Source organism: Deltaproteobacteria bacterium (genome assembly GCA_021737785.1).
Lineage (GTDB): Bacteria > Desulfobacterota > DSM-4660 > Desulfatiglandales > Desulfatiglandaceae > AUK324.
This window is the reverse complement of record JAIPDI010000003.1, coordinates 25,348-45,161: the sequence shown is the minus strand read 5'-3', so window position 1 is coordinate 45,161 and position 19,814 is coordinate 25,348. Positions and strand designations below refer to the sequence as shown.

The following is a 19,814-nucleotide window of genomic DNA, read 5'->3' as shown; positions in this document are numbered from 1 at the left end:
ATGACAGGACCTACTTGAGCAGATTCTTGACTGTGTCTGCCTTTTTTTTTGCATTCATGACCTTCTGGACGCCTGGCACCTGTTCCAGGACCTTGTTGGCCACCTGGGCCTCCAAAGAGGGAGGAGGTTCCTCGATGCTCCTGTTATGCTCCTGCGCATCCTTGTTGGCGGCCTTGTCCGAGCTCAATTCCTTCTTAACATTCTTGAGTTCCCGGATAGCCCCCCCCAACCCTTTTCCGATGTCCGGAAGGCGCTTGGCGCCAAAGATAAGGAGGATAATAATTGCGATGATAATCAATTCTGTGGGACCGAGTCCAAACATGTCTTCTCCTATGTGTTCCCACCGGAAAAACCGGGAAAGTTGTCAAAAGCGCCTAAAGTGAGCTAAAATGCCTGAAGTGATCTAACGCGGGCGATTCCTGCAACCCAGTTCGGTGCAGATTTCCTGGAAAGAGACCCCCACGCGCCAACTGATAAGGCACCAACTTCTCCGCATCATGCGGAGAGGTTACAGAACAAGGATCTAAATTCCTAAAATCCATGGTGACATTTTACATCGGCATCAGTCTTGGACCTTCACCCTATGAATTGGACAGGATCCTCGTCCGCATCCCTTGATTCTATGGACCCGACACAGTAGGCGGCTTCTCCCATGGCCCTCGTTCTTACGAGGACCTCATCGGTCTCCTCCTCGCTCACGACGATGAGCATCCCGAGGCCGTTATTGAAGGTCAGCATCATGTCGTGATCGGATATGCGACCTGCCCTCCGGATGAACTGGAAGATCGGATGAGGAGTCCATGCGGATCGGTCGATGACCGCCTTGACCCGGGAGGGAAGGATGCGCGGCGGATTGTCGATCAGCCCGCCGCCGGTAATATGGGAGATACCGTAGATCCGAAAGTCTTTTCTAAGGTTTCTGATGGTCCGTGCATAAATGCGGGTCGGTTCCAGGAGTTCTTCCCCCAGTGTTCTGCCGAAGTCCTCCACGTGGTCATGCACCGACATCTTCAGGCCGTCAAAAAAGATCTTGCGTACCAGTGAATATCCGTTGCTGTGAAGCCCGCTGGAGCCGATGCCGACGATTTTGTGCCCCACGGCAATCTCGGCGCCGTCCAGCAGCTCCTCGTTATCCGCCATACCGACCACGAATCCCGCCAGGTCATATTCATCCTCTGGATAGAAGCCGGGCATTTCAGCGGTTTCACCCCCGATAAGCGAACATTTGGCCTCCACACATCCGGCGGCAATCCCTTTGACAATGTCCACGGCCCGTTGGGTGCTCAGTTTTCCCATGGAGATGTAATCAAGGAAGAAAAGAGGGGTGGCCCCCTGAACCACGATGTCGTTGACGCACATGGCCACAAGGTCTATTCCGACGGTGTCGTGCTTGTCGAGCATAAAGGCGATCTTCAGCTTGGTGCCGACCCCGTCGGTGGAGCTCACCAAGACAGGTTTCTTGAGGTTCTGAACGTTGAGGGAATAGACGCCTGCGAATCCGCCTATATCCGTGATGACGCCCGATGTGTGGGTCTTCTTGACGATCGGTCTGATCATATCCACAAACCGGTTGCCGGCCTCTATGTCAACGCCCGCCTCAGCGTATGCATTCTCTCGGTGATCCGTTCCCATGGGTCCTATCCTCATTTTCAGATCATCAGAGGATCATCTTGGAGATGATCTCCTTCATGATCTCCTGGGTCCCCCCCCCGATGGAGAGAATCCGATTGTCTCTATAGAGCCTTTCCACCAGGTATTCCCGCATGTAGCCAAAGCCGCCGTGGATTTGGACCGCATCATAGGTGACTCTGTCGCTGACCATGCATGCGAAATTCTTCGCCATCGAGATCTCTTTGACCTGGTTCGCACCGGCCCCTATCCTGGCCGCGACCCGGTAGGTGAATTCCCGGCTGGCCTCCACCAGGGTCCCCATATCGGCCAGTTTATGGCGCGTCACCTGAAAACCGGTCAACGGGCGGCTGAATGCCTTTCTTTCCCGTGCATATTTCAGAGATTCCTCCAAGGCCATTTGGGCGGTCATATTGGCCATCACAGAGAGCTGCAACCGTTCGTTTTGGAAGTTCTCCATAATGCCGTAGAATCCCTCCCCTTCGCTGCCAAGAAGGTTTTCAGCAGGCACCCGGCAATCGTCGAAAAAAATCTGGGCCGTATCCGATGCCCACCATCCCATTTTTTTCAGCCTTTTGGAGACCGAGTACCCAGGTGTGTCGGAATCGATGACGAGAAGGCTGATCCCGCCATAGCCCTCACCGCCGGTTCGGACCGAGCAGGTCAACTGGTTCGCCCTGACACCGCTGGTGATGAACATCTTGCTCCCGTTCACCACGTAATGGTCGTCTTTTCGCACTGCCCGGGTCCGAATATTGGCCACGTCTGAGCCGGCATCCGGTTCTGTGATGCCGAGGGCTGAGATTTTTTCCCCCCGCAGAACCGGTGGGACAAAACGCGATTTCTGGGAATCGGTGCCCAGGGCGATGACAGGGGGTATCCCGATATCGAGGGAGCCGAGGCCCGCCGCCACGCCCCCGGAGCCGCATCGCATCAACTCTTCGGTGGCGGCGATTTTGACAAAGATGTCGCCGGCAGAACCGCCGTAGGCCTCGGGATAGCCGATGCCGAGGATGCCTGCAGCCCCTGCCTTGCCATAGAGGTCCCTGGGGAATTCCCCCTGCTCCTCCCATTCATCCACAAAGGGCCGGATTTCCCGTTCCACAAATCTGCGAACGGTCTCCCTGACCATATGGTGGGTCTCACCGAAATATTCCTGAAAGCCTCTCATCCAATGCCGCCCTGCTTTCCACAAGGTCTGGTCTGCGTGTCGCTACCGTATCCTGCGAGCAAGGCTCACTGGAATCACAACCTGCGTGAAATGACCCTGGATGGTTTGGTGATCCTGTGAGCCTTGTGAAGACAACCCGCCATCTACATCGGAAACAGCTGTTCGATCCTCTGGGCCAGCATGATATCCCCACTGGCCTTGAGCTGCCCGGTCATGAACGCCTGCATTCCATTGGTCTGCTTGTTGACGATCCCGAGCCATGTGTCGCCGGACATGGTCAGTGTTACGGACGGAGATGGGTGGGTACCTTCATTGACCTGGCAAGCGCCGTCTTTGATCACCACATTCCAGCTGCCGCCGTTGTCACCGGTGATCTCATACTGGAAGACCGCATCGAGCCCCTGGGCTGCGTTCGCATTGAAGACCTCGGGCATCTTGTCAAACACCTCATTTACACTTGTTAACGCCATTTTTCTTATCCTCCTTTTCTATTGGGTTGTACGCGTCCATGTTATCCCCTTCATTCCTGAAAGGCTGAGGGGCATCCGGAGGCGGCATGACCACTGCCTCCCCTTCAGCGATGGAGGTTCCATGCTGGTTGGTCCAGGAAAGCGCCATCCGGACCCATTGCTTTTTCTCGATTTTTTCCACCACCCGGGCGGCGGCCGTGACCGTGTCGCCGAAAAAAACCGGGGCTTTGAACCGGCATGAAATCTCCACCGCGATGGTCCCCAGCCCCGGCAGCTTCATCCCCAGGACCGGGGCAATGAGACTCTGGGCAAGCCCGCCGTGGGCAATCCTTGTCTTAAAAGGGCTCTTTTTCGCAAAGGCCTCATTGACGTGCATCGGGTTAAAGTCGCCGCTGATGCCGGCGAAAAGATACACATCCGTTTCCGTTATGGTCTTGGTGAACCTCGCCTCCTCGCCGATCCGGAGCTGATGATAGCCTTTTCCCAGCTTGAAGTCCACTGCATCCCCTCTTTCCGATTACGTGCCGGTAAATTTCGGCGGTCGCTTCTGGAGAAATGCCGTCATTCCCTCCATGGCATCCCGGGTGGAGACAGCCCTGCCCAGGGCCTCGCACAGATAGTCCACTGCCGCTTCAAAGGGCATGTCGCTCATGACCCTGAAAGCCTCCTTGCCGATCCGAATGCCGATGGAACTCTTGGATTTGAGGATATTCAAGACCCCTTCAACCTCGTTGTCCAACCGTTCCGGATCGACGGCCCGCGTAATCATGCCGATGCGCTCCGCCTCAGGGGCCGGAATTTTCCGACCGGTCAGGACCATGTCCATGGCCTTTTTCCTGGGCAGGTTCCGATAAAGAAGGGCCCCTACCATCATGGGGAAAATCCCCACGTTCACCTCCGGGGTACGAAAATAGGCATCCTTTCTGGCGATCACCAAGTCGGAGGAGAGCATGAGTCCCATGCCGCCGGCAAGGCAGGGTCCGTTGATGCGGGCGACAACGGGCTTGCCGCATTTGGCCATCTCCTTCAGGAGGCGTGCATAGTTCCTGGGTCCAGACAGCCGGTCCTCTCCCTGTCCGGCCAAGGTGCCCCCCAGATCTGCCCCGGAGCAGAAGGCCTGCTCCCCTGCACCCGTGAGACAGACCGCGGCGACCTCCTTGTCCTGGTCCACATCGGCCAGCCGGTCCAGGAAAGACAGGATCATTTCCTGACTCATGGCGTTCCTCCGGTCCTCCCTGTTGAGGGTCAGATAGGCCACGCGATCCCTCACCTCATATAATAGATCGTCGTTCATTTCACGGTTCTCTGATGGATTGAAGGATCGAAGCGAGGACGACCCGAATCCGGCTGAGCATTAATTAGCAGTGTCTGAACGAAACTCGGAAATCCAAAAAGGTTGGAATCGAAAACTTGGTATTATTAATTTCAGCTCTATTCCATCAATTCGGAATTCGCAATTCCTCAATTCGCAATTGTGCCTGAACGGGGTTTATGTTCAGGCACTAATTAATATCCCAGGAGTCCGTCACCGATCTTCATCCGGGAGATCTCAGTGGATGTTCCCGCAATCTGCAGGTATTTGGCATCCCGATATCCAGCTTCCGCAGGGTTGCCCCGGATAATCCCTTTCCCGCCTAAGATCTGCAACGCCTCGCTGGCAATTTTCTCGGCAGATTCCGCACAAAATACCTTGGCACAATGGGCCAGGGCATCCGCCTCCCTTTCTTCTGATTCACACATCCAGGCCGCGCGATAGGCCAGGAGCTGGGCCGTCTGCAACAGGGTCAGCATTTCAGCCAGTTTAAAACCGATCTCCTGATAGGCGATGATCGGTTTCCCGCCGCTTCGATGGGCCTTCGCATATGCCAGCGCACCATCAAAGGCGCGTCGCATCAGACCCAGGCTTGCGGCTGTGAGGATCTGATCCTCCCATAACCGGACTGTCTGCAGGAGGTCTTTTCCGTTTATGGGGCGAATTACATGGGTAGACGAAACCAGGCAATCCTCAAGACGGACAGGCGATATGACGGCGCCCTCATACCCGAGGGTGGCAAGCCTGTCGCCTATGAAAACACCTTTGTTGGTCCGGTCAATGAGGAAAAAAGCGGTTCCGGGTTCGCCGTCGATCTTCCCAGCCACTGCGATCCAGTCTGAAATAGATGCATTGACCACATGCCCCTTGTAACCGGTGACACGAAATCCCTCAAGCGAGGAAACGCCTGTGGTATCCAGTGGGTCGTTTTCAATGTTCATGCCCTGTTCGGACAGGGCCGCCGTGCCGATGGTGCGACCGCTCGTGAGATCGGGAAGGATGGTATTTTTCTGTTCAGATGTACCGTAGACGGCAATAAGCCGTCCGAAAATTCGAGCGCTTGCCTCCACGGACAGGAAGAGGGAAGGGGCCAGGGCGGCGAGCTGTTCCTGGATGACCACCAGGGCAACGCCGTTGCGTCCGTTTAGATAGCCTGTCTGTGCCAGCGATGCAACCCAGCTGAGAGTTGCCGTCCGGACCTCTTCGGTTCGGTCGTCCTCCAGCCGGATCAGATTGGCCTCTGCATCACCGGTAAATAACCTTCTGATCCGTTCGCAGAGCTGTGTTTCCGCTTCCCCGATGTCAAAATTCATTGAGGGACATCCCCGTCGTTGCCGTTAGATGAGCTTGGATATGATTTTTTTCTGAATTTCCGAAGTCCCCCCTCCGATGGGGGCAAGCCTGCTGTCCCTGAAACACCGTTCCACTTCATATTCATGGCAGTATCCGTACCCCCCGAAAAGGGCCATGGCATCGTTGGCCGGTCTCAGGCCCCAGTCTCCTACAAACAGCTTGGCGACAGCCGCCTCTAAGTGATTGAGAGGCCTCCCCTGGTCCTTGCACCATGCGATGCGGTAACATAACGTCCTGGCCGCCTCGATAAAGATCTTGATATCGGCCAGTTTGTGTTTGATGGCCTGAAACTGGCCGATCGGCCGGCCGAACTGGTAACGTTCCTTGGCATAGCGCGTACATTTCTCCAGGACATAGGTCATGGCGCCCACAAAAGGGGCCAGCAGGGCGCTCCTGTCCCATTCCACGGTTTGCATGGCCATAAGGAATCCGCTTCCCTCCTGACCGATGAGATGCGCCTCGGGGATTTCACAGTCTTCGAAGATCAACTCCGAGGTATGGGAGGTTCGCACCCCCATCTTGATGAGATTGTTTCCAGCGGAAAAGCCCGGAGTTCCCTTTTCCACGATGAAGGCGGAGATCCCCGCGTGTTTGAGATCTTTGCCCGTCTTGGCATAAACCACTGCCACATCGGCGACCGGCCCGTTTGTGATAAACATCTTGTTGCCGTTTAAGACATACCGATCCCCCCTTTTTTCGGCCCGGGTCGTCATGGAGGCCACATCCGACCCTGCTCCGGGTTCGGTAAGTCCCATGCATCCGATCCACTCTCCTGAAGCCAGTTTCGGTATATATGCCGCGCGCTGGGCATCGGTACCATGGGCATAAATCGTATCCCCGCAAAGGAAGGTGTGGGCGCCATAAGCGAGGGTCAGGCCGCCATCCACTCCCGCCTCGCCCAGGGCCTCCCCTGCAAGCACGGTGGTCACCACGTCGGCATCACTTCCGCCGAGCGCCTCTGGAAAATGAAGGCCCAGAATCCCGAACTCGCCCAACCTGCGAAAGGCGTGCGCATCAAATTCCCCTTTGAGGTCATGCTCCTGGACTCTCGGAACGATTTCCTTCTTGGCGAAACGGATGACCTGTTCCTTGAACATTAATTGTTCGTCGGCGAAATGAAAATCCATGAATAGAAGTGCCTAAAGTTAAGATATCCTGACCGGATGAGATCTGATATGAACTCTCGCATTCAAGTACGGTAGTTAACCAGCCATTGAGTGACTTGTCAATCAATATTTTCCGCCGTACGCGGATTCGGTTTCGGGTTTCAGGCAGACCGCCATAAGTAAAAATATCAAGGAAAGCAATGGAAAATAAAGCCTTTTTTATGCTGCTTAATTATTTTGTGATTTTTCTTGCATAATGATATGCGGTGTGGTATGGACCCGTGATCAAACGACATAGATAAATGACATCATGAAATACGGAAGACATCAGATTACGGCTTTTCTGGGCGCCGATACGCAATTTGAGGGGAGGCTCTCTTTTAAAGGAATCGTTCGAATTGACGGGCGGTTCAAAGGTGATGTGAAGACCGAAGGGACCCTGATCGTGGGGCAGACGGCTGTGGTGGAATGTGATGTCCACGCTGCAACCATCATTGTGAGCGGCGAGATTCGCGGAAATCTATTAGCCGGCGACAAGATCGAACTCCTCGCTCCGGCCAGGGTTTTCGGAGACATCGAAGCACCATCCATCATCATCCACGCCGGAGTGGTGTTTGAGGGAAATTGCCGCACCGAGATTGCTCAGATAAGGGAGGAAGTGCCTGAAAATAAGGTGGCATTTCTCCAAAGGGCGTCGGAAACAAAAAATGGGACCTGACCCGTAAAAATGTTTTGACAAGCTGATTTTTTTTTTGTAAAAGGCCTTACTCCTTCACAAGGCGAGTCGTTTCGAGCAACCCAAAAAGCTATGAAAGGATGTATCTGATATGCTGAACATTGACGGTACCCTGATCTTCCAAATCGCTAATTTCCTCATTCTCCTTTTCATTTTGAATCTAATCCTCTTTAAGCCCATCCGAAAGATCCTCTCCCAGCGGGAGGAAGAGATGAACTCCCGGCGCAAAACCATTGACGACTATCAAGGTCGCGCCGCTCAGAGCGAAAAAGATATCGAAGAGGGCAAGATTCAGGCCAGAAAAGAGGGCTATACCATAAGGGAGACGCTCAAGAGCCAGGGCTTGGAAGAAGAAAAGGGGATATTGCAGGAAGCCGGGGCAGCGGTGGAGCAGAAACTCGATGTTGCCAAAAAGGAAGTCGAGGGAAAGGTGGCTGCTGCGAGAGGCGCCCTCGAAGATCAGATTGCGAGTTTTTCGAACGAATTGGCCCAGAAGATATTGGGAAGGAGCATTCAATGATCAGGTTTGAGACGGGAAGGATAAGATCTTTGTTCATCGCTGTTTGCACCGTGATGATATCGTCGGCCTTCTGCGGGCTGGCCTTTGCCGCCGAGGGGGGGCACGGCGGGGGCGATGTGACCAATCTGCTGTATCGAATCTTGAATTTTACGCTGATGGTGATCATTCTGGTGGTGGTGATCAGAAAGACGACCATCAAGGACTTTTTTTCGAACCGCAAGGAAGAGATCCGTCAGAAGCTGGAATCTTTGAAGAGCGATAAGGAGGCCGCTGAGCGCCGATATAGTGAGCTGGAGAAGAAGCTGAGCGCATTTGAGATTCAAAAAAAGGAGATTACCGACCAGTTCAGGGCCGACGGGGCTGCCGAAAGGGAAAAAATCATTAATGAGGCCAGGGAAAGAGCTGCTCAGATTCTGGCTCAGGCCAGCCTGACCATCGAGCGTGAGATTCAGGCCGCCAGGGACAGGCTGTTGCAGGAAATGGTCGAGGTGGCTGCGGCAAGGGCTGAAGATATCATTGCGAAACAGATCAAAGACAGCGATCAGGACCATCTGGTCAGCGAATTCATAGAAAGGGTGGAGAGGCTACATTGACCGGCTCAAGAATTTCCAAAAGATATGCTAAGGCGCTGCTCAGCTTAGGGCAGGAGGACGGTAATTACATTGCCTATGGAAACGACCTTAATGAATTCGACAGGTTTTGCTCTGCGAATGAGGAATTTATCAAGGTGGTTGCCAACCAGATCTTTTCCGTAGGAGAGCGGAAGCGGGTACTTGATGCCGTGCTCGCCAAGAGCGCCTATGCGGATATGGTCAAAAATTTTCTGAGGCTCCTCTTGGATAAGAACCGGATCGGGGGCATTCAAGAGATCTCGGAGTATTATTCGAAACTCACCGATGAGATCTCAAACATCACCCGTGCAGATATTATTACGGCCAAACCTCTTAAAAAGGCTGCCAGGGAAAAGCTGGCGGTGGTCCTTGCCGGGCTGACCGCAAAAGAGGTCAAAATAGAGGTAAAAGAAGACGCGTCCCTCATCGGGGGGCTTGTCGTTAAAATAGGGGATTTGGTATTGGATGGCAGTGTGAAGGCCCAACTGAAAGGGTTAAAAGAATCATTAAAAAGGGGTGAATACAACTAATGGAGATCAGAGCAGAAGAAATAAGTCAGATAATCCGTGACCAGATTAAAGACTACGAAAAAAAGGTCGAGGTGAGTGAGACCGGTACCGTACTCTCCGTAGGTGACGGTATTGCTCGAGTCTATGGGATCGAAAAGGCGATGGCTATGGAAATGGTAGAATTTCCGGGCGGCATCTTTGGTCTCTGTCTGAATCTGGAAGAAGACAACGTGGGTGTGGCCGTCATGGGGGACGACTCCAAGATCAAGGAAGGCGACACCGTTAAACGGACGGGCAGGATTGCTGAGATCCCTGTTGGCGAAGCGGTTCTGGGTAGAGTTATCGACGCCGTGGGTCAGCCCCTCGATGGAAAGGGTCCCATAGAAGCGACGGAATTCCGTCGTGTTGAGATGGTGGCGCCCGGAGTTATTGCCCGACAGCCGGTGAAGGAACCGATGTACACGGGGATTAAGGCGATTGATGCCATGACGCCGGTGGGAAGGGGACAGCGGGAACTGATCATCGGCGACCGTCAGATCGGCAAAACGGCCATTTGCGTTGATGCCATCATCAATCAGAAAAACACGGACATCTATTGCATATATGTGGCCACGGGTCAGAAGAAATCGACGGTTGCCCAGGTTGTGAATATCCTGGAACGCCACGGGGCCATGGAATATACCACGGTCGTAGCCGCCTGCGCCAGCGACCCGGCCACCCAGCAGTTTATTTCCCCCTATGCCGGATGCGCCATCGGTGAATATTACCGCGACCAGGGAAAACATGCCCTGATTCTTTATGATGACCTTTCCAAACAGGCCACGGCGTACAGACAGGTATCCCTCCTCCTAAGGCGGCCACCGGGCCGGGAGGCATTCCCGGGAGACATTTTCTACAACCATTCCCGTCTCCTTGAACGGGCCGCCAAGCTAAACGACCAATTGGGAGGCGGTTCCTTGACGGCCCTGCCGATCATCGAAACCCAGGCCGGCGATGTTTCCGCTTATATCCCCACCAACGTGATTTCCATTACTGACGGCCAGGTCTATCTGGAGCCGAACCTCTTTTTCTCGGGCGTCCGTCCGGCCATCAATGTCGGGCTTTCAGTCTCCCGGGTGGGTGGCGCGGCCCAGACAAAGGCCATGAAAAAGGTGGCCGGAACCCTTCGTCTGGATATGGCCCAGTTCAGGGAATTGGAGGCATTTGCCCAGTTCGGGAGCGACCTGGATAAGGCGACGCTGAAGCAATTGAACAGAGGTCGCCGGCTTGTGGAAGTCTTGAAACAGCCCCAGTACCAGCCCATGACCGCTGAAAACGAGGTTGCCATCCTCTTTGCCGCGGCGAATGGCTATTTGGATAAATGGCCGGAGGAATCCGTTGCCGACTATGAAAAGCAGATGTTGGAGTTCATGCACAGCAAGTATTCTGACGTCTTGAAAGACATCAAGGAAAGCGGGGATATTTCAGGGGAGACAGACAGTAAACTGAAGAAGGCCCTTGACGAATTCGGGGAGATGTTCCAGCCGGCTGCTTAACCATTGAGTTCGGCTGGTGGACCGGATGGGTCGCGCAAGAGAGATGATCCTCCCGTAATTCAGCAAGCGCACTGAACACTATCAAAAAGAGAGAAAGGCTACATGGCAACCTTAAGAGATATCCTGCGGAAGATCGGCGCGGTCAAGAAGACAAGGCAGATTACCAGGGCCATGAATATGGTGGCCGCGGCCAAGCTGCGCGGCGCCCAAACGAGGATGGAGGGGTTTGAACCCTATGCAAGGAAGTTCTCGGAGGTGCTTGGGAATCTGGCCATGCGCATTGAGCCCGATGTCCACCCCCTCCTCATCAAGCGAGACGCTGTTACCCGGGTCGAGCTCCTGCACTTCACCGGGGACAGAGGTCTGTGCGGCAGCTTCAACATGAACCTCATCACCGCGGCCGAGAAGTGGGCAAAAGAGGAACGGGGGAAGGGGATTACGTGCAGTCTAACCACTGTAGGGAAAAAGGGAAGAGATTATTTCCGCAAACGCGATTATGATCTTGTGGACAGCCATATTAATCTATACGGCAATGTGGAGATATCGTTCGTCAATCAGATGACTGCCGGCTTTATCAACCGCTACCTGTCCGGCGAGGTCGATGAAGTCTATATGATGTACAGTCATTTTGTCGGCATGGCCAAGCAGTTGCCCACCCTGGTGAAACTGATTCCGATTGAGCCCCCCAAGGCGGAAGCTGGAGAAGAGACGTCGGGCGGTGCCACGGAGTATCTCTGCGAGCCTGATCCCGAGGGGCTTCTCATAGAACTGCTGCCCAAACATATCAGTGTCCAGATCTACAATGGATTTCTGCAAAACGAGACAAGTGAACACGCAGCGCGGATGGCCGCCATGGACAACGCATCCAAGAACTGCAATGATATTATTGAAAGTCTTACCTTGGTCTACAATAAGGCACGACAGGCGGCCATTACGGCTGAACTGATGGACATCGTGGGCGGTGCCGAGGCCTTGAAGGGATAATGGTTTCTAACATATTAAGGAGGTCTTAATTTAACCATGAATGAGGGCAAATTAATACAAGTGATCGGTGCGGTTGTTGATGTGGAGTTTTCAGACGGAGAACTACCGGAAATCCTCACAGCGCTCCTTCTCACCAATCCAGCCATTGATGATACAGAGGACAATCTTGTTGTAGAGGTTGCGCAGCATCTGGGCGACAATGTGGTCCGTTGCATTGCCATGGACGTAACCGACGGCCTGGTGAGAGGCATGAAGGTCAAAAATACGGGGAAACCGATTCAGATGCCGGTTGGAGAACCCGGGCTGGGCCGTGTCCTCAATGTGGTGGGAAAACCGGTTGACGGGCTGGGCCCAGTGAATGCCACGGAATTCTACTCGATTCACCGGCATGCCCCTGCATTTGAGGACCAGGATACGAGTGTAAATGTTCTCGAGACAGGCGTTAAGGTCATTGATCTCCTGGTACCTTTTCCCCGTGGCGGGAAAATGGGGATGTTCGGTGGGGCTGGTGTGGGCAAGACCGTCGTCATGATGGAGATGATCCACAATATCGCCATGCAGCACGGCGGTATCAGCGTATTCGCCGGCGTCGGCGAAAGGACCCGGGAAGGGAATGACCTGTACCTTGAAATGAAGGAATCCGGGGTGCTCCCAAAGGCCGCCCTGATCTACGGACAGATGACAGAGCCGCCCGGAGCGCGCGCGCGAGTGGCCCTCTCTGCGCTTACCGCGGCCGAGTATTACAGAGATGAGAAAGGGCAGGACGTGCTCCTGTTTATCGACAACATCTTTCGGTTTACCCAGGCGGGATCAGAGGTGTCCGCACTTCTGGGCCGGATCCCGTCCGCGGTCGGTTATCAGCCCACTCTGGGTACCGACCTGGGCGAACTCCAGGAGCGTATCACCTCTACCACCAAGGGCTCCATTACATCGGTACAGTGCGTATACGTTCCGGCGGATGACCTGACCGACCCTGCTCCCGCCACCACCTTTGCCCATCTGGATGGAACGGTGGTGCTTTCACGGCAGATCACTGAGCTCGGAATTTATCCCGCGGTAGATCCTCTGGATTCCACATCTCGAATCCTTGACCCGAATGTGTTGGGCGAGGAGCACTATTACACCTCGCGACAGGTTCAGCAGATCCTTCAGAAATACAAGGATCTTCAGGATATTATCGCTATCCTGGGAATGGACGAACTCTCTGATGAAGACAAGCTGACAGTGGGGAGGGCCCGTCGAATCCAGCGTTTTCTGTCCCAGCCGTTCCATGTGGCCGAGACCTTTACGGGCACTGCCGGGAAATATGTTCCTGTCAAGGAGACGGTTCAGGGATTCAAGGAGATCATTGAAGGAAAGCATGATGATCTGCCGGAGGCGGCATTTTACATGGTGGGCAATATCGAAGAGGCACGGGAAAAGGCCGAACGTATGGCTGCAGCGAGCAAATAGGGGAACAGTTCATGGGAAAACTACAATTGGAAGTTGTGACCCCTGAAAAGGTTTTGGTGAGCCAGGAGGTGGAGATGGTGGTCGCGCCGGGCTCCCTGGGGGAGTTTGGCATTCTTGAGGGCCATGTGCCGTTTCTTTCGGGAATTATACCGGGTGAGTTGCGTTATTCATCGGGCGGCCGTACAGAGCGGTTCGTCGTTACCTCTGGCTTTGCCGAGGTTTCCAACAACCAGGTCTCTATACTTGTGGATGCGGCCGAAAGGGCCGCTGAGATTGATGTGGAGCGTGCGCGAAAGGCGATGGAAAGGGCTAAGGAGCGTCTGGCCAGGGAGAGGAAAACCGGAGATGTGGATTTTCTCAGGGCTGAGGCGGCCCTGAAAAGGGCCATTGTACGGATGCGAATTGCTGAAAAGCAAATATAGCCGCAAAGGCGGGGGACATATAGAAACGAGGCAAGCGCCATAGCGCTTGCCTTTTTTTATTTATTGACCTTTTTGTATTTGATCGATAATATGCATTCTACCATATTGATGTCCAAGATGGTGGGGCCGTGTTGAGTATCCACCGATGTTGGTGTGTGTCTGGGTCTTTGTGATTGAAATACTGTCAGCGGAGATGGACTCTTCGCTGATTCGGTGACCTGGAAAAAAATGACCGCTTTTTCCATAAGTTTTAATGATTGAGAGGAATTGTTGACTATGAAAACAGAAGAAGAGACCAGCCAGTACAGGGTCTGGAACACTTTGAATTCGGAAGAAGAAACCGATCAATTTCAATTGCTCGAACAAAAAATTGACAAACTGATTACCACCATAAAAAATCTGAAAACCGAGAAAGAATCGCTTAAGGAAAAACTTCAAATACAGGAAGAAAAGTCGGCGGATCTGACCCGTGAGATGGAAGGGCTGAAAGCGGGTCGGGACAAGGCCAGGCAAAGGATTGTCTCTCTCTTGGAGAAGATCGAGCAGATCGACAGCTAGGCGTCGTGGACTGCTCCCACAGTGATTTTGGGGACACTTTCATGGGATCTTGCGTGGGGGGCAGCCGGGTCAAAAAAATGGGTGTGTGGCCCGAGCACAACCCTGTCTTTGAGGGTCTCAGCATACAGTGAGAATCTGTCGGGGATATGAAGAAGCCTATCAGAATCAGAATCCTTGATCACGAGTATCTGTTAAGGAGCGATGAGGATGAAGCGCGAGTCAAGGAGATCGCTGAATTCGTAAATGGTAAGTTAGGAGAGATCAGGCATAGCGGGACCAATCTTTCAGAAGGAAAGGCGGCCATATTAGCTGCCTTTTATGTGGCCAGCGATTATTTTCAGGCATTGAGAGAACGTGATGAGCTGGCTAAATATGTTGAGGATCGCATCCGTTCAATCAATGAACAGATCGACGCATTATCTCAACAGGCGATATTCCCGGAATAAACACCACAAGAGGGGGAGTTGAAAAGGATCATATTTCTCCGGATGCAAAACGCTCTTTTCGGCGGCAAGTGTTTTTCGGAGAGTATTGTATATATGAAATTTCGGGTGAGAAGGGTTGACGGGATAACTGCACTGCATTCGAACGGCATCGTCGTTGAATCGAATGGAGATAGATAAATTGGTGTATGGAAGTTACCATGGTTTTTGAAGAACTCCCTAAAAAGCAATGAAGTAGCAGATGTTGCCCACGGGCGTTGTTGGCGTCTTTTATCCCCTCCCTCGTCAGGACATGCTGTTGTGATGTCCGGACGGTCCCTTTTCCCTTATACTGATCTTCTCTTGCGGTCAATCTGCCGCGTATTCATTCTAAACCTGAAGCCTGACGCATAAAACAGGAACTCGCAAATATTTTTCAAATGAGTTTATCAAAAATCAGGAGCGTTAAGTCAAAATGGTCATAAGCGCTGTTTATATAATTGTGTTGATCGGGGGCGGCCTGTTTGCAGGGGCTTTTATCGGCTTCTTTGTCCGCAAGAAGCTTGTGGAGAACAGGATAGAGGCCATTGAGGAATACTCCAAGAGAATACTGGCCGAGGCCCAAAAAGAGGCCAAAACCATAAAAAGGGAGACTGCCCTTCAGGCCAAAGACTCTGTTTATCAGATGAAGCTTGAATTTGAAAAGGAGACCAGAGAGAAGAAAGAAAACCTTCTGGTTCAGGAAAAACGCCTCCTTCACAAGACAGAGCAATTTGATAAAAAAGTCGAACAATTAGAAAAAAGGGAAGAAAAGATATCGGAACGGGAACAGGAAGCCGACCGGATCCGGAAGGAGATAAGAAAAAAGGAGGATGAATATCAACGACTTGTCTTAGAACAGAGAAAGCAGTTGGAGAAACTGGCCGGGATTTCAATGGAAGAGGCCAAACAGATCCTCATTAATTCCATGGAAATGGAGGCCAAGCATGATGCGGCGAAGATTATTCGAAGGATTGAGAATGAGGCGAGATCCGAGGCCGACCGGAAATCCCAGGAGATCATCGCTCTGGCTGTTAAGCGGTATGCCGGGGATTATGCGGCTGAAAAAATCGTATCTGTGGTGAGCCTTCCAAACGAAGAGATGAAGGGGAGAATCATCGGGCGAGAGGGGAGAAATATTCGTGCTATTGAAGCAGCGACGGGAATTGATCTGATCATCGACGATACCCCCGAGGCGGTGATTTTGTCCGGTTTCAACCCGGTGAGAAGGCAGGTTGCCAAGGTTTCCCTGGAGCGGCTCATCGATGACGGCAGGATTCATCCTGCCAGGATAGAGGAGATTGTCGCCAAGGTGGACAAGGAGATCGAAGCCAGCATCAAGGAGGCCGGAGAGCAGGCCACATTTGATGTGGGGGTTCATGGGATCAATCCGGAACTGGTGAAACTCATCGGACGACTCAAATATCGTTCCAGCTACGCGCAAAATGTGCTGCAGCATTCGATGGAAGTGAGCTTTCTTTGCGGTGTCATGGCCGCCGAACTGGGGGTGAACGTCAAGCAGGCAAAGCGTGCAGGGCTGCTCCACGACATCGGAAAGGCTGTTGACCATGAAGTAGAGGGTCCGCATGCCCTTATCGGGGCCGACCTGGCGAGAAGATATGGGGAATCGGCCCAGGTCATTCATGCCATTGCCGCCCATCATGAGGATGTCCAGCCCGAATCAGTCCTGTCCGTTTTAGTCCAGGCCTCCGATACCCTCTCCGGGGCCAGGCCGGGCGCCCGCCAGGAGATGCTGGAGTCATATGTCAAACGATTGGAAAAGCTGGAGGAGATTGCCACCTCGTTTCATGGAGTGAGCAAGTCTTTTGCCATTCAGGCTGGTCGGGAAATCCGGATCATGGTGGAAGGCAAAATCGTTGATGATGATCAGGCGCATCTGCTCTGCAATGAAATTGCAAAGAAGATAGAAAAGGAATTAACCTATCCGGGACAGATCAAGGTAACGGTGATCCGTGAAATCCGGGCGGTGGGGTATGCCAAATAGGCGAACGATTCAGCAAGCCGGGCACAATCCATATCTTTTCTTGGAGTATTTCCCCTAAGTTGTCGCCCCACCTGTACCAAAATATTCTCTTCATTGCCACTCAGTTTTGGATAAGAAATGTAAACGCCACGTCTCTGTGTTGCGCCCGCACTGCGTCGTGGGTCCTTTCCAGGAACGTCACACGGTCTTCACGGTCAATAAGAAGAAGTGTCGAAGATCGGGTTCCGTAGCCGGGGCCGGCGATAAAGAGGGGTGAGAGGATTCGTTCCCATTCAATCCCGACCCCCGTATCGGGAAGGCGATCATCCGATGCGACGGATCGGTCAAGGAGGATGTCAAAAAGGGCGTCTGGTAAAAGGACGGGGGAGTTTGAAAGGATGGCGTTGAGGGCGGCCTTTCCACGGGATACCTTGGGCCACGGGGTATTCAGAAGATGGTTGCTGAGACCGTGGATCCCCGGCATGATGCGCTGGATGCCACGGCCCTGGTTTGAATACCAGGAGAGTTGATCCTGGAGGCCCACGATAAGGTTGAATCCGTTGTATCTCTCTGCGTTCAAGACCAGCCCGCTGAGATAGGTCTCGGGGTCTTCTCCTCCTTTAAGGAAATCGCTGACCAACCTGCCTCTGGAGGGGGCATCGGACCGGAGAGCGGCCGGATCGCGGTAATTGGTGATGGCGGCGATCCGGCCGTTCCGGGTGATCCCGAACCATGTGCCTTTGGCTCTCAGATCTCTCCCTGCGAGGATATCGGATCTTTCATCCCAGAAGGCGGCCTGAGCCGTAGGACGATCATAGAATTCATCCCGGTTTGCCATAATGATCAGTTTATAAACAGGATGCGCTTGGAGGGCCAGGAGGAGGAGGCACATGTGTCGCTAAGTATCCGTCAACTCGAGATCCACGAGGTCAGACAGGTTGATTTCCAGCATCTTGGTGCTGGAGAGGATCCGGGCCGTGTTCCTGGCGATAGCCGGAAAGTCATCCGCCATCTGGTTCAGTTCCGTCGCGATCTTCTTCAGGGCCAGGATCCTGGCGTTCATTGCTTTCATATCGATGTGCTCGGACATTTTCTTCCTCTCTAAATATCAGTCTCGTCTGATAGGGTCAGACCCATCTTCCAGAAAACGATCATTCTGAGATTATTTCATCAAACCCGGCAGGAAAAGTGCGATCTGGGGAAATATCAGGATCAGCAGATTGCAGATGACCAACGCCAGCAGCATGGGGAGAACCCCTCTGAAAATGGCCTCCAGGGGAACGTCTTTTGCCACGCCGTACACCACATACACGTTGACGCCCACAGGCGGTGTGATCACCCCCATTTCCGTGATGAGAACGATCACGACTCCGAACCAGATGGGATCAAAGCCCAAGGCCTGGGCCACGGGAAAGAAGATGGGGACCGTCAGCATGACCATGGCCAGGGCGTCCATGAAACACCCGCCGCACAGATAAAGTAGAATGATCACCAGCATGACGGCAAAACGGGGGAGAGGCAGGGCCGCCACCCACGCGGCCAGATCAAAGGGGACCCGGGTGATGGCCATGAAATGCCCGAAGACGACTGCACCGGTCACAATAATCATGACCATGCAACTGATTCGGGTGGTGTCGGCAAGGGACTGGATAAAGCCGTTCCAACTGAGTTGGCCCCGGAGTACGGAGAGCGTCATGGTAAGGAAGGCCCCGGCGGCAGCGGCCTCTGTCGGGGTAAAAATCCCAAAGAAAAGGCCACCCATGACCAGGGCGAAAATAAGGAGGGTTTCGGCTACTCCGCCGAACGATTTGATCCTTTGCTCCCATGTGGTTTTGGGACCGGGCGGCGCTAAGGCGGGGTTCCTTCGGACGCGAAGGTAAATGACTATCAAGAACAGGGAGGCCAGGAGGATGCCGGGAAGAATACCTGCGGCAAAAAGTTTGCCGATGGATTGTTCCGTCAGGATGCCGTAGACGATAAAGACGACGCTCGGCGGTATGAGGATGCCCAGACTTCCGGCGGCAGCCACCGTGCCTGTGGCCAGGCCCATGTCGTATTTATACCGCTTCATCTCGGGGAGCGTCACGGTGGCCATGGTCGCCGCGGTGGCGTTTGTGGATCCGGAGATGGCCGAAAATCCGGCACACGCCCCGACCGTCGCCATGGCCAGGCCGCCCGGCCGGTGCCCCAGAAATACATAGGCCGAATCGTAGAGCCTGCGACTGATCCCGGAATGAAAGGCAATCTGGCCCATGAAGACAAAAAGCGGGATGACCGTCAGCCCGTAGGAGGAAAAGACGTCCCACACATCCCTGGCCAAAAGGGCCATCCCCGCTTCAACATTCACTACATAGCTGAATCCCAGAAATCCCAAGAAGCCCATGACGAATCCCACGGGCATATTGGAAAATAGAAGTATGATCAGGATGGCAATACCGATCAGGCCGATCGCTGTCAGGCTCATTTGTTAAGCACCTTCAAAAAGCTCTTGTAGATATCCATGATTTTCACGAGACATACAATCATAGCTGAGAAGGCGATACTGTAGATGAAAGGATAAAAAGGGAGTTTCAGGGTCAACGACACCTCGCCGGTAACCCTGAGGCTCTCCGCATACAGCACGGATCGCCACGCTATGAGGATAAAAAGGATCAGAACGAAAAAATTGGTGATGACTTCTACGGCCCCCTGAATCCTGTTGGGCAAAAGGCGTATGACGAGGCTCACCGCCACGTGGCCGTTTTCGTTTGACGTATGGGCCATGGCGAACGCCACCGCCACAGCCCCCATGAAGCAAACCAGTTCATAGGTCCCTGGGATAGGCATCCGGAAAAGGCGTAGGATGATGTCCGCGCAGGTCAGGAGCATCATGAAAACAATCGCCCCCCCTGCCACCCAGTAGGCCTTACTTGCGAGCCAGTTGGCCAATTTTTCGAACCTGTTCATGGCATCGTATTTTCTGAAGGGGGCCGGACATTCCAAATGCCCGGCCCCCCGCATC

At 53.5% G+C, this 19,814-nt stretch carries 23 protein-coding genes; 11 read left to right on the top strand and 12 right to left on the bottom strand.

Annotation, left to right across the window (positions count from 1 at the left end; genetic code table 11):
- Positions 1–10: 10 nt before the first annotated feature.
- From tatA to K9N21_02610, 8 genes are all read right to left on the bottom strand, one after another.
- A complete protein-coding gene (gene tatA / locus K9N21_02645) occupies positions 11–322 on the bottom strand; it encodes a twin-arginine translocase TatA/TatE family subunit (GenBank protein MCF8142799.1) in 312 nt (103 codons plus the stop codon).
- Positions 323–576: 254 nt separating this feature from the next.
- Positions 577–1,632: a phosphoribosylformylglycinamidine cyclo-ligase gene (gene purM, locus K9N21_02640; GenBank protein ID MCF8142798.1), complete on the bottom strand. Its 1,056-nt coding sequence runs from the start codon at positions 1,630–1,632 to the stop codon at positions 577–579.
- Positions 1,633–1,657: 25 nt separating this feature from the next.
- Positions 1,658–2,800, bottom strand: a complete 1,143-nt coding sequence (locus tag K9N21_02635; protein ID MCF8142797.1) for an acyl-CoA dehydrogenase family protein — start codon at positions 2,798–2,800, stop codon at positions 1,658–1,660.
- 143 nt (positions 2,801–2,943) lie between these two features.
- Entirely contained in the window at positions 2,944–3,270 is a 327-nt protein-coding gene (locus K9N21_02630; GenBank protein MCF8142796.1) for an SCP2 sterol-binding domain-containing protein, read from the bottom strand.
- The gene (locus K9N21_02625) at positions 3,248–3,769 is read right to left on the bottom strand and encodes a MaoC family dehydratase (protein ID MCF8142795.1); all 522 of its coding nucleotides are present in this window, start codon (positions 3,767–3,769) and stop codon (positions 3,248–3,250) included. The genes K9N21_02630 and K9N21_02625 overlap by 23 nt, the downstream gene beginning before the upstream one ends.
- An 18-nt stretch (positions 3,770–3,787) precedes the next feature.
- A complete protein-coding gene (locus K9N21_02620; protein MCF8142794.1) occupies positions 3,788–4,564 on the bottom strand; it encodes an enoyl-CoA hydratase/isomerase family protein in 777 nt (258 codons plus the stop codon).
- 212 nt (positions 4,565–4,776) lie between these two features.
- Complete coding sequence (locus K9N21_02615; GenBank protein MCF8142793.1) at positions 4,777–5,895, bottom strand: acyl-CoA dehydrogenase; 1,119 nt, start codon at positions 5,893–5,895, stop codon at positions 4,777–4,779.
- 24 nt (positions 5,896–5,919) lie between these two features.
- Positions 5,920–7,062: an acyl-CoA dehydrogenase family protein gene (locus K9N21_02610; GenBank protein ID MCF8142792.1), complete on the bottom strand. Its 1,143-nt coding sequence runs from the start codon at positions 7,060–7,062 to the stop codon at positions 5,920–5,922.
- A 289-nt stretch (positions 7,063–7,351) separates the two neighbouring features.
- Here K9N21_02610 and K9N21_02605 point away from each other — a divergent pair, with 289 nt between their 5' ends.
- The 11 genes from K9N21_02605 to rny all read left to right on the top strand — a co-directional run bounded on the left by K9N21_02605 (position 7,352) and on the right by rny (position 16,834).
- Complete coding sequence (locus K9N21_02605; protein ID MCF8142791.1) at positions 7,352–7,759, top strand: polymer-forming cytoskeletal protein; 408 nt, start codon at positions 7,352–7,354, stop codon at positions 7,757–7,759.
- A gap of 109 nt (positions 7,760–7,868) precedes the next feature.
- Positions 7,869–8,297, top strand: coding sequence for an ATP synthase F0 subunit B (locus K9N21_02600; GenBank protein MCF8142790.1), 429 nt, complete (start codon positions 7,869–7,871; stop codon positions 8,295–8,297).
- Positions 8,294–8,890: an ATP synthase F0 subunit B gene (locus tag K9N21_02595; GenBank protein ID MCF8142789.1), complete on the top strand. Its 597-nt coding sequence runs from the start codon at positions 8,294–8,296 to the stop codon at positions 8,888–8,890. The genes K9N21_02600 and K9N21_02595 overlap by 4 nt, the downstream gene beginning before the upstream one ends.
- The gene (locus tag K9N21_02590) at positions 8,887–9,438 is read left to right on the top strand and encodes a F0F1 ATP synthase subunit delta (protein ID MCF8142788.1); all 552 of its coding nucleotides are present in this window, start codon (positions 8,887–8,889) and stop codon (positions 9,436–9,438) included. Before K9N21_02595 ends, K9N21_02590 begins: the two co-directional genes overlap by 4 nt.
- Positions 9,438–10,952, top strand: coding sequence for a F0F1 ATP synthase subunit alpha (atpA, locus tag K9N21_02585; GenBank protein MCF8142787.1), 1,515 nt, complete (start codon positions 9,438–9,440; stop codon positions 10,950–10,952). The genes K9N21_02590 and atpA overlap by 1 nt, the downstream gene beginning before the upstream one ends.
- 102 nt (positions 10,953–11,054) lie before the next feature.
- Positions 11,055–11,936 carry an ATP synthase F1 subunit gamma gene (gene atpG, locus K9N21_02580; GenBank protein MCF8142786.1) on the top strand — a complete coding sequence of 294 codons (882 nt, stop codon included), beginning with the start codon at positions 11,055–11,057 and terminating at the stop codon, positions 11,934–11,936.
- Positions 11,937–11,972: 36 nt separating this feature from the next.
- A complete protein-coding gene (gene atpD, locus K9N21_02575) occupies positions 11,973–13,388 on the top strand; it encodes a F0F1 ATP synthase subunit beta (protein ID MCF8142785.1) in 1,416 nt (471 codons plus the stop codon).
- A gap of 11 nt (positions 13,389–13,399) precedes the next feature.
- Positions 13,400–13,810 (top strand): F0F1 ATP synthase subunit epsilon, encoded by a 411-nt coding sequence (locus K9N21_02570; GenBank protein MCF8142784.1) that lies wholly within the window; start codon positions 13,400–13,402, stop codon positions 13,808–13,810.
- Between the two features lie 276 nt (positions 13,811–14,086).
- Positions 14,087–14,368 carry a cell division protein ZapB gene (gene zapB / locus K9N21_02565; protein MCF8142783.1) on the top strand — a complete coding sequence of 94 codons (282 nt, stop codon included), beginning with the start codon at positions 14,087–14,089 and terminating at the stop codon, positions 14,366–14,368.
- A gap of 146 nt (positions 14,369–14,514) precedes the next feature.
- A complete protein-coding gene (locus tag K9N21_02560; protein ID MCF8142782.1) occupies positions 14,515–14,814 on the top strand; it encodes a cell division protein ZapA in 300 nt (99 codons plus the stop codon).
- 451 nt (positions 14,815–15,265) lie between these two features.
- Positions 15,266–16,834, top strand: coding sequence for a ribonuclease Y (gene rny, locus K9N21_02555; protein MCF8142781.1), 1,569 nt, complete (start codon positions 15,266–15,268; stop codon positions 16,832–16,834).
- Positions 16,835–16,934: 100 nt separating this feature from the next.
- Here the strand turns inward: rny and K9N21_02550 are convergent, their stop codons facing one another.
- The 4 genes from K9N21_02550 to K9N21_02535 form a co-directional block, all read right to left on the bottom strand.
- The gene (locus tag K9N21_02550; protein ID MCF8142780.1) at positions 16,935–17,705 is read right to left on the bottom strand and encodes an NRDE family protein; all 771 of its coding nucleotides are present in this window, start codon (positions 17,703–17,705) and stop codon (positions 16,935–16,937) included.
- A gap of 6 nt (positions 17,706–17,711) precedes the next feature.
- A complete protein-coding gene (locus K9N21_02545) occupies positions 17,712–17,903 on the bottom strand; it encodes a hypothetical protein (protein ID MCF8142779.1) in 192 nt (63 codons plus the stop codon).
- 72 nt (positions 17,904–17,975) lie between these two features.
- Complete coding sequence (locus K9N21_02540; GenBank protein MCF8142778.1) at positions 17,976–19,277, bottom strand: TRAP transporter large permease; 1,302 nt, start codon at positions 19,275–19,277, stop codon at positions 17,976–17,978.
- On the bottom strand, positions 19,274–19,795 hold the full coding sequence (locus K9N21_02535) for a TRAP transporter small permease (GenBank protein ID MCF8142777.1): 522 nt from the start codon (positions 19,793–19,795) through the stop codon (positions 19,274–19,276). Before K9N21_02535 ends, K9N21_02540 begins: the two co-directional genes overlap by 4 nt.
- Positions 19,796–19,814: the final 19 nt, after the last annotated feature.

Coding starts and splice junctions, on each gene's coding strand:
- K9N21_02595 (MCF8142789.1), top strand. CDS start 8,294: ATGATCAGGTTTGAGACGGGAAGGATAAGATCTTTGTTCATCGCTGTT.
- K9N21_02635 (MCF8142797.1), bottom strand. CDS start 2,800: ATGAGAGGCTTTCAGGAATATTTCGGTGAGACCCACCATATGGTCAGG.
- K9N21_02620 (MCF8142794.1), bottom strand. CDS start 4,564: ATGAACGACGATCTATTATATGAGGTGAGGGATCGCGTGGCCTATCTG.
- K9N21_02545 (MCF8142779.1), bottom strand. CDS start 17,903: ATGTCCGAGCACATCGATATGAAAGCAATGAACGCCAGGATCCTGGCC.
- K9N21_02615 (MCF8142793.1), bottom strand. CDS start 5,895: ATGAATTTTGACATCGGGGAAGCGGAAACACAGCTCTGCGAACGGATC.
- atpD (MCF8142785.1), top strand. CDS start 11,973: ATGAATGAGGGCAAATTAATACAAGTGATCGGTGCGGTTGTTGATGTG.
- atpA (MCF8142787.1), top strand. CDS start 9,438: ATGGAGATCAGAGCAGAAGAAATAAGTCAGATAATCCGTGACCAGATT.
- K9N21_02605 (MCF8142791.1), top strand. CDS start 7,352: ATGAAATACGGAAGACATCAGATTACGGCTTTTCTGGGCGCCGATACG.
- atpG (MCF8142786.1), top strand. CDS start 11,055: ATGGCAACCTTAAGAGATATCCTGCGGAAGATCGGCGCGGTCAAGAAG.
- K9N21_02560 (MCF8142782.1), top strand. CDS start 14,515: ATGAAGAAGCCTATCAGAATCAGAATCCTTGATCACGAGTATCTGTTA.
- K9N21_02630 (MCF8142796.1), bottom strand. CDS start 3,270: ATGGCGTTAACAAGTGTAAATGAGGTGTTTGACAAGATGCCCGAGGTC.
- K9N21_02550 (MCF8142780.1), bottom strand. CDS start 17,705: ATGTGCCTCCTCCTCCTGGCCCTCCAAGCGCATCCTGTTTATAAACTG.
- K9N21_02600 (MCF8142790.1), top strand. CDS start 7,869: ATGCTGAACATTGACGGTACCCTGATCTTCCAAATCGCTAATTTCCTC.
- tatA (MCF8142799.1), bottom strand. CDS start 322: ATGTTTGGACTCGGTCCCACAGAATTGATTATCATCGCAATTATTATC.
- K9N21_02610 (MCF8142792.1), bottom strand. CDS start 7,062: ATGGATTTTCATTTCGCCGACGAACAATTAATGTTCAAGGAACAGGTC.
- purM (MCF8142798.1), bottom strand. CDS start 1,632: ATGGGAACGGATCACCGAGAGAATGCATACGCTGAGGCGGGCGTTGAC.
- rny (MCF8142781.1), top strand. CDS start 15,266: ATGGTCATAAGCGCTGTTTATATAATTGTGTTGATCGGGGGCGGCCTG.
- K9N21_02540 (MCF8142778.1), bottom strand. CDS start 19,277: ATGAGCCTGACAGCGATCGGCCTGATCGGTATTGCCATCCTGATCATA.
- K9N21_02570 (MCF8142784.1), top strand. CDS start 13,400: ATGGGAAAACTACAATTGGAAGTTGTGACCCCTGAAAAGGTTTTGGTG.
- zapB (MCF8142783.1), top strand. CDS start 14,087: ATGAAAACAGAAGAAGAGACCAGCCAGTACAGGGTCTGGAACACTTTG.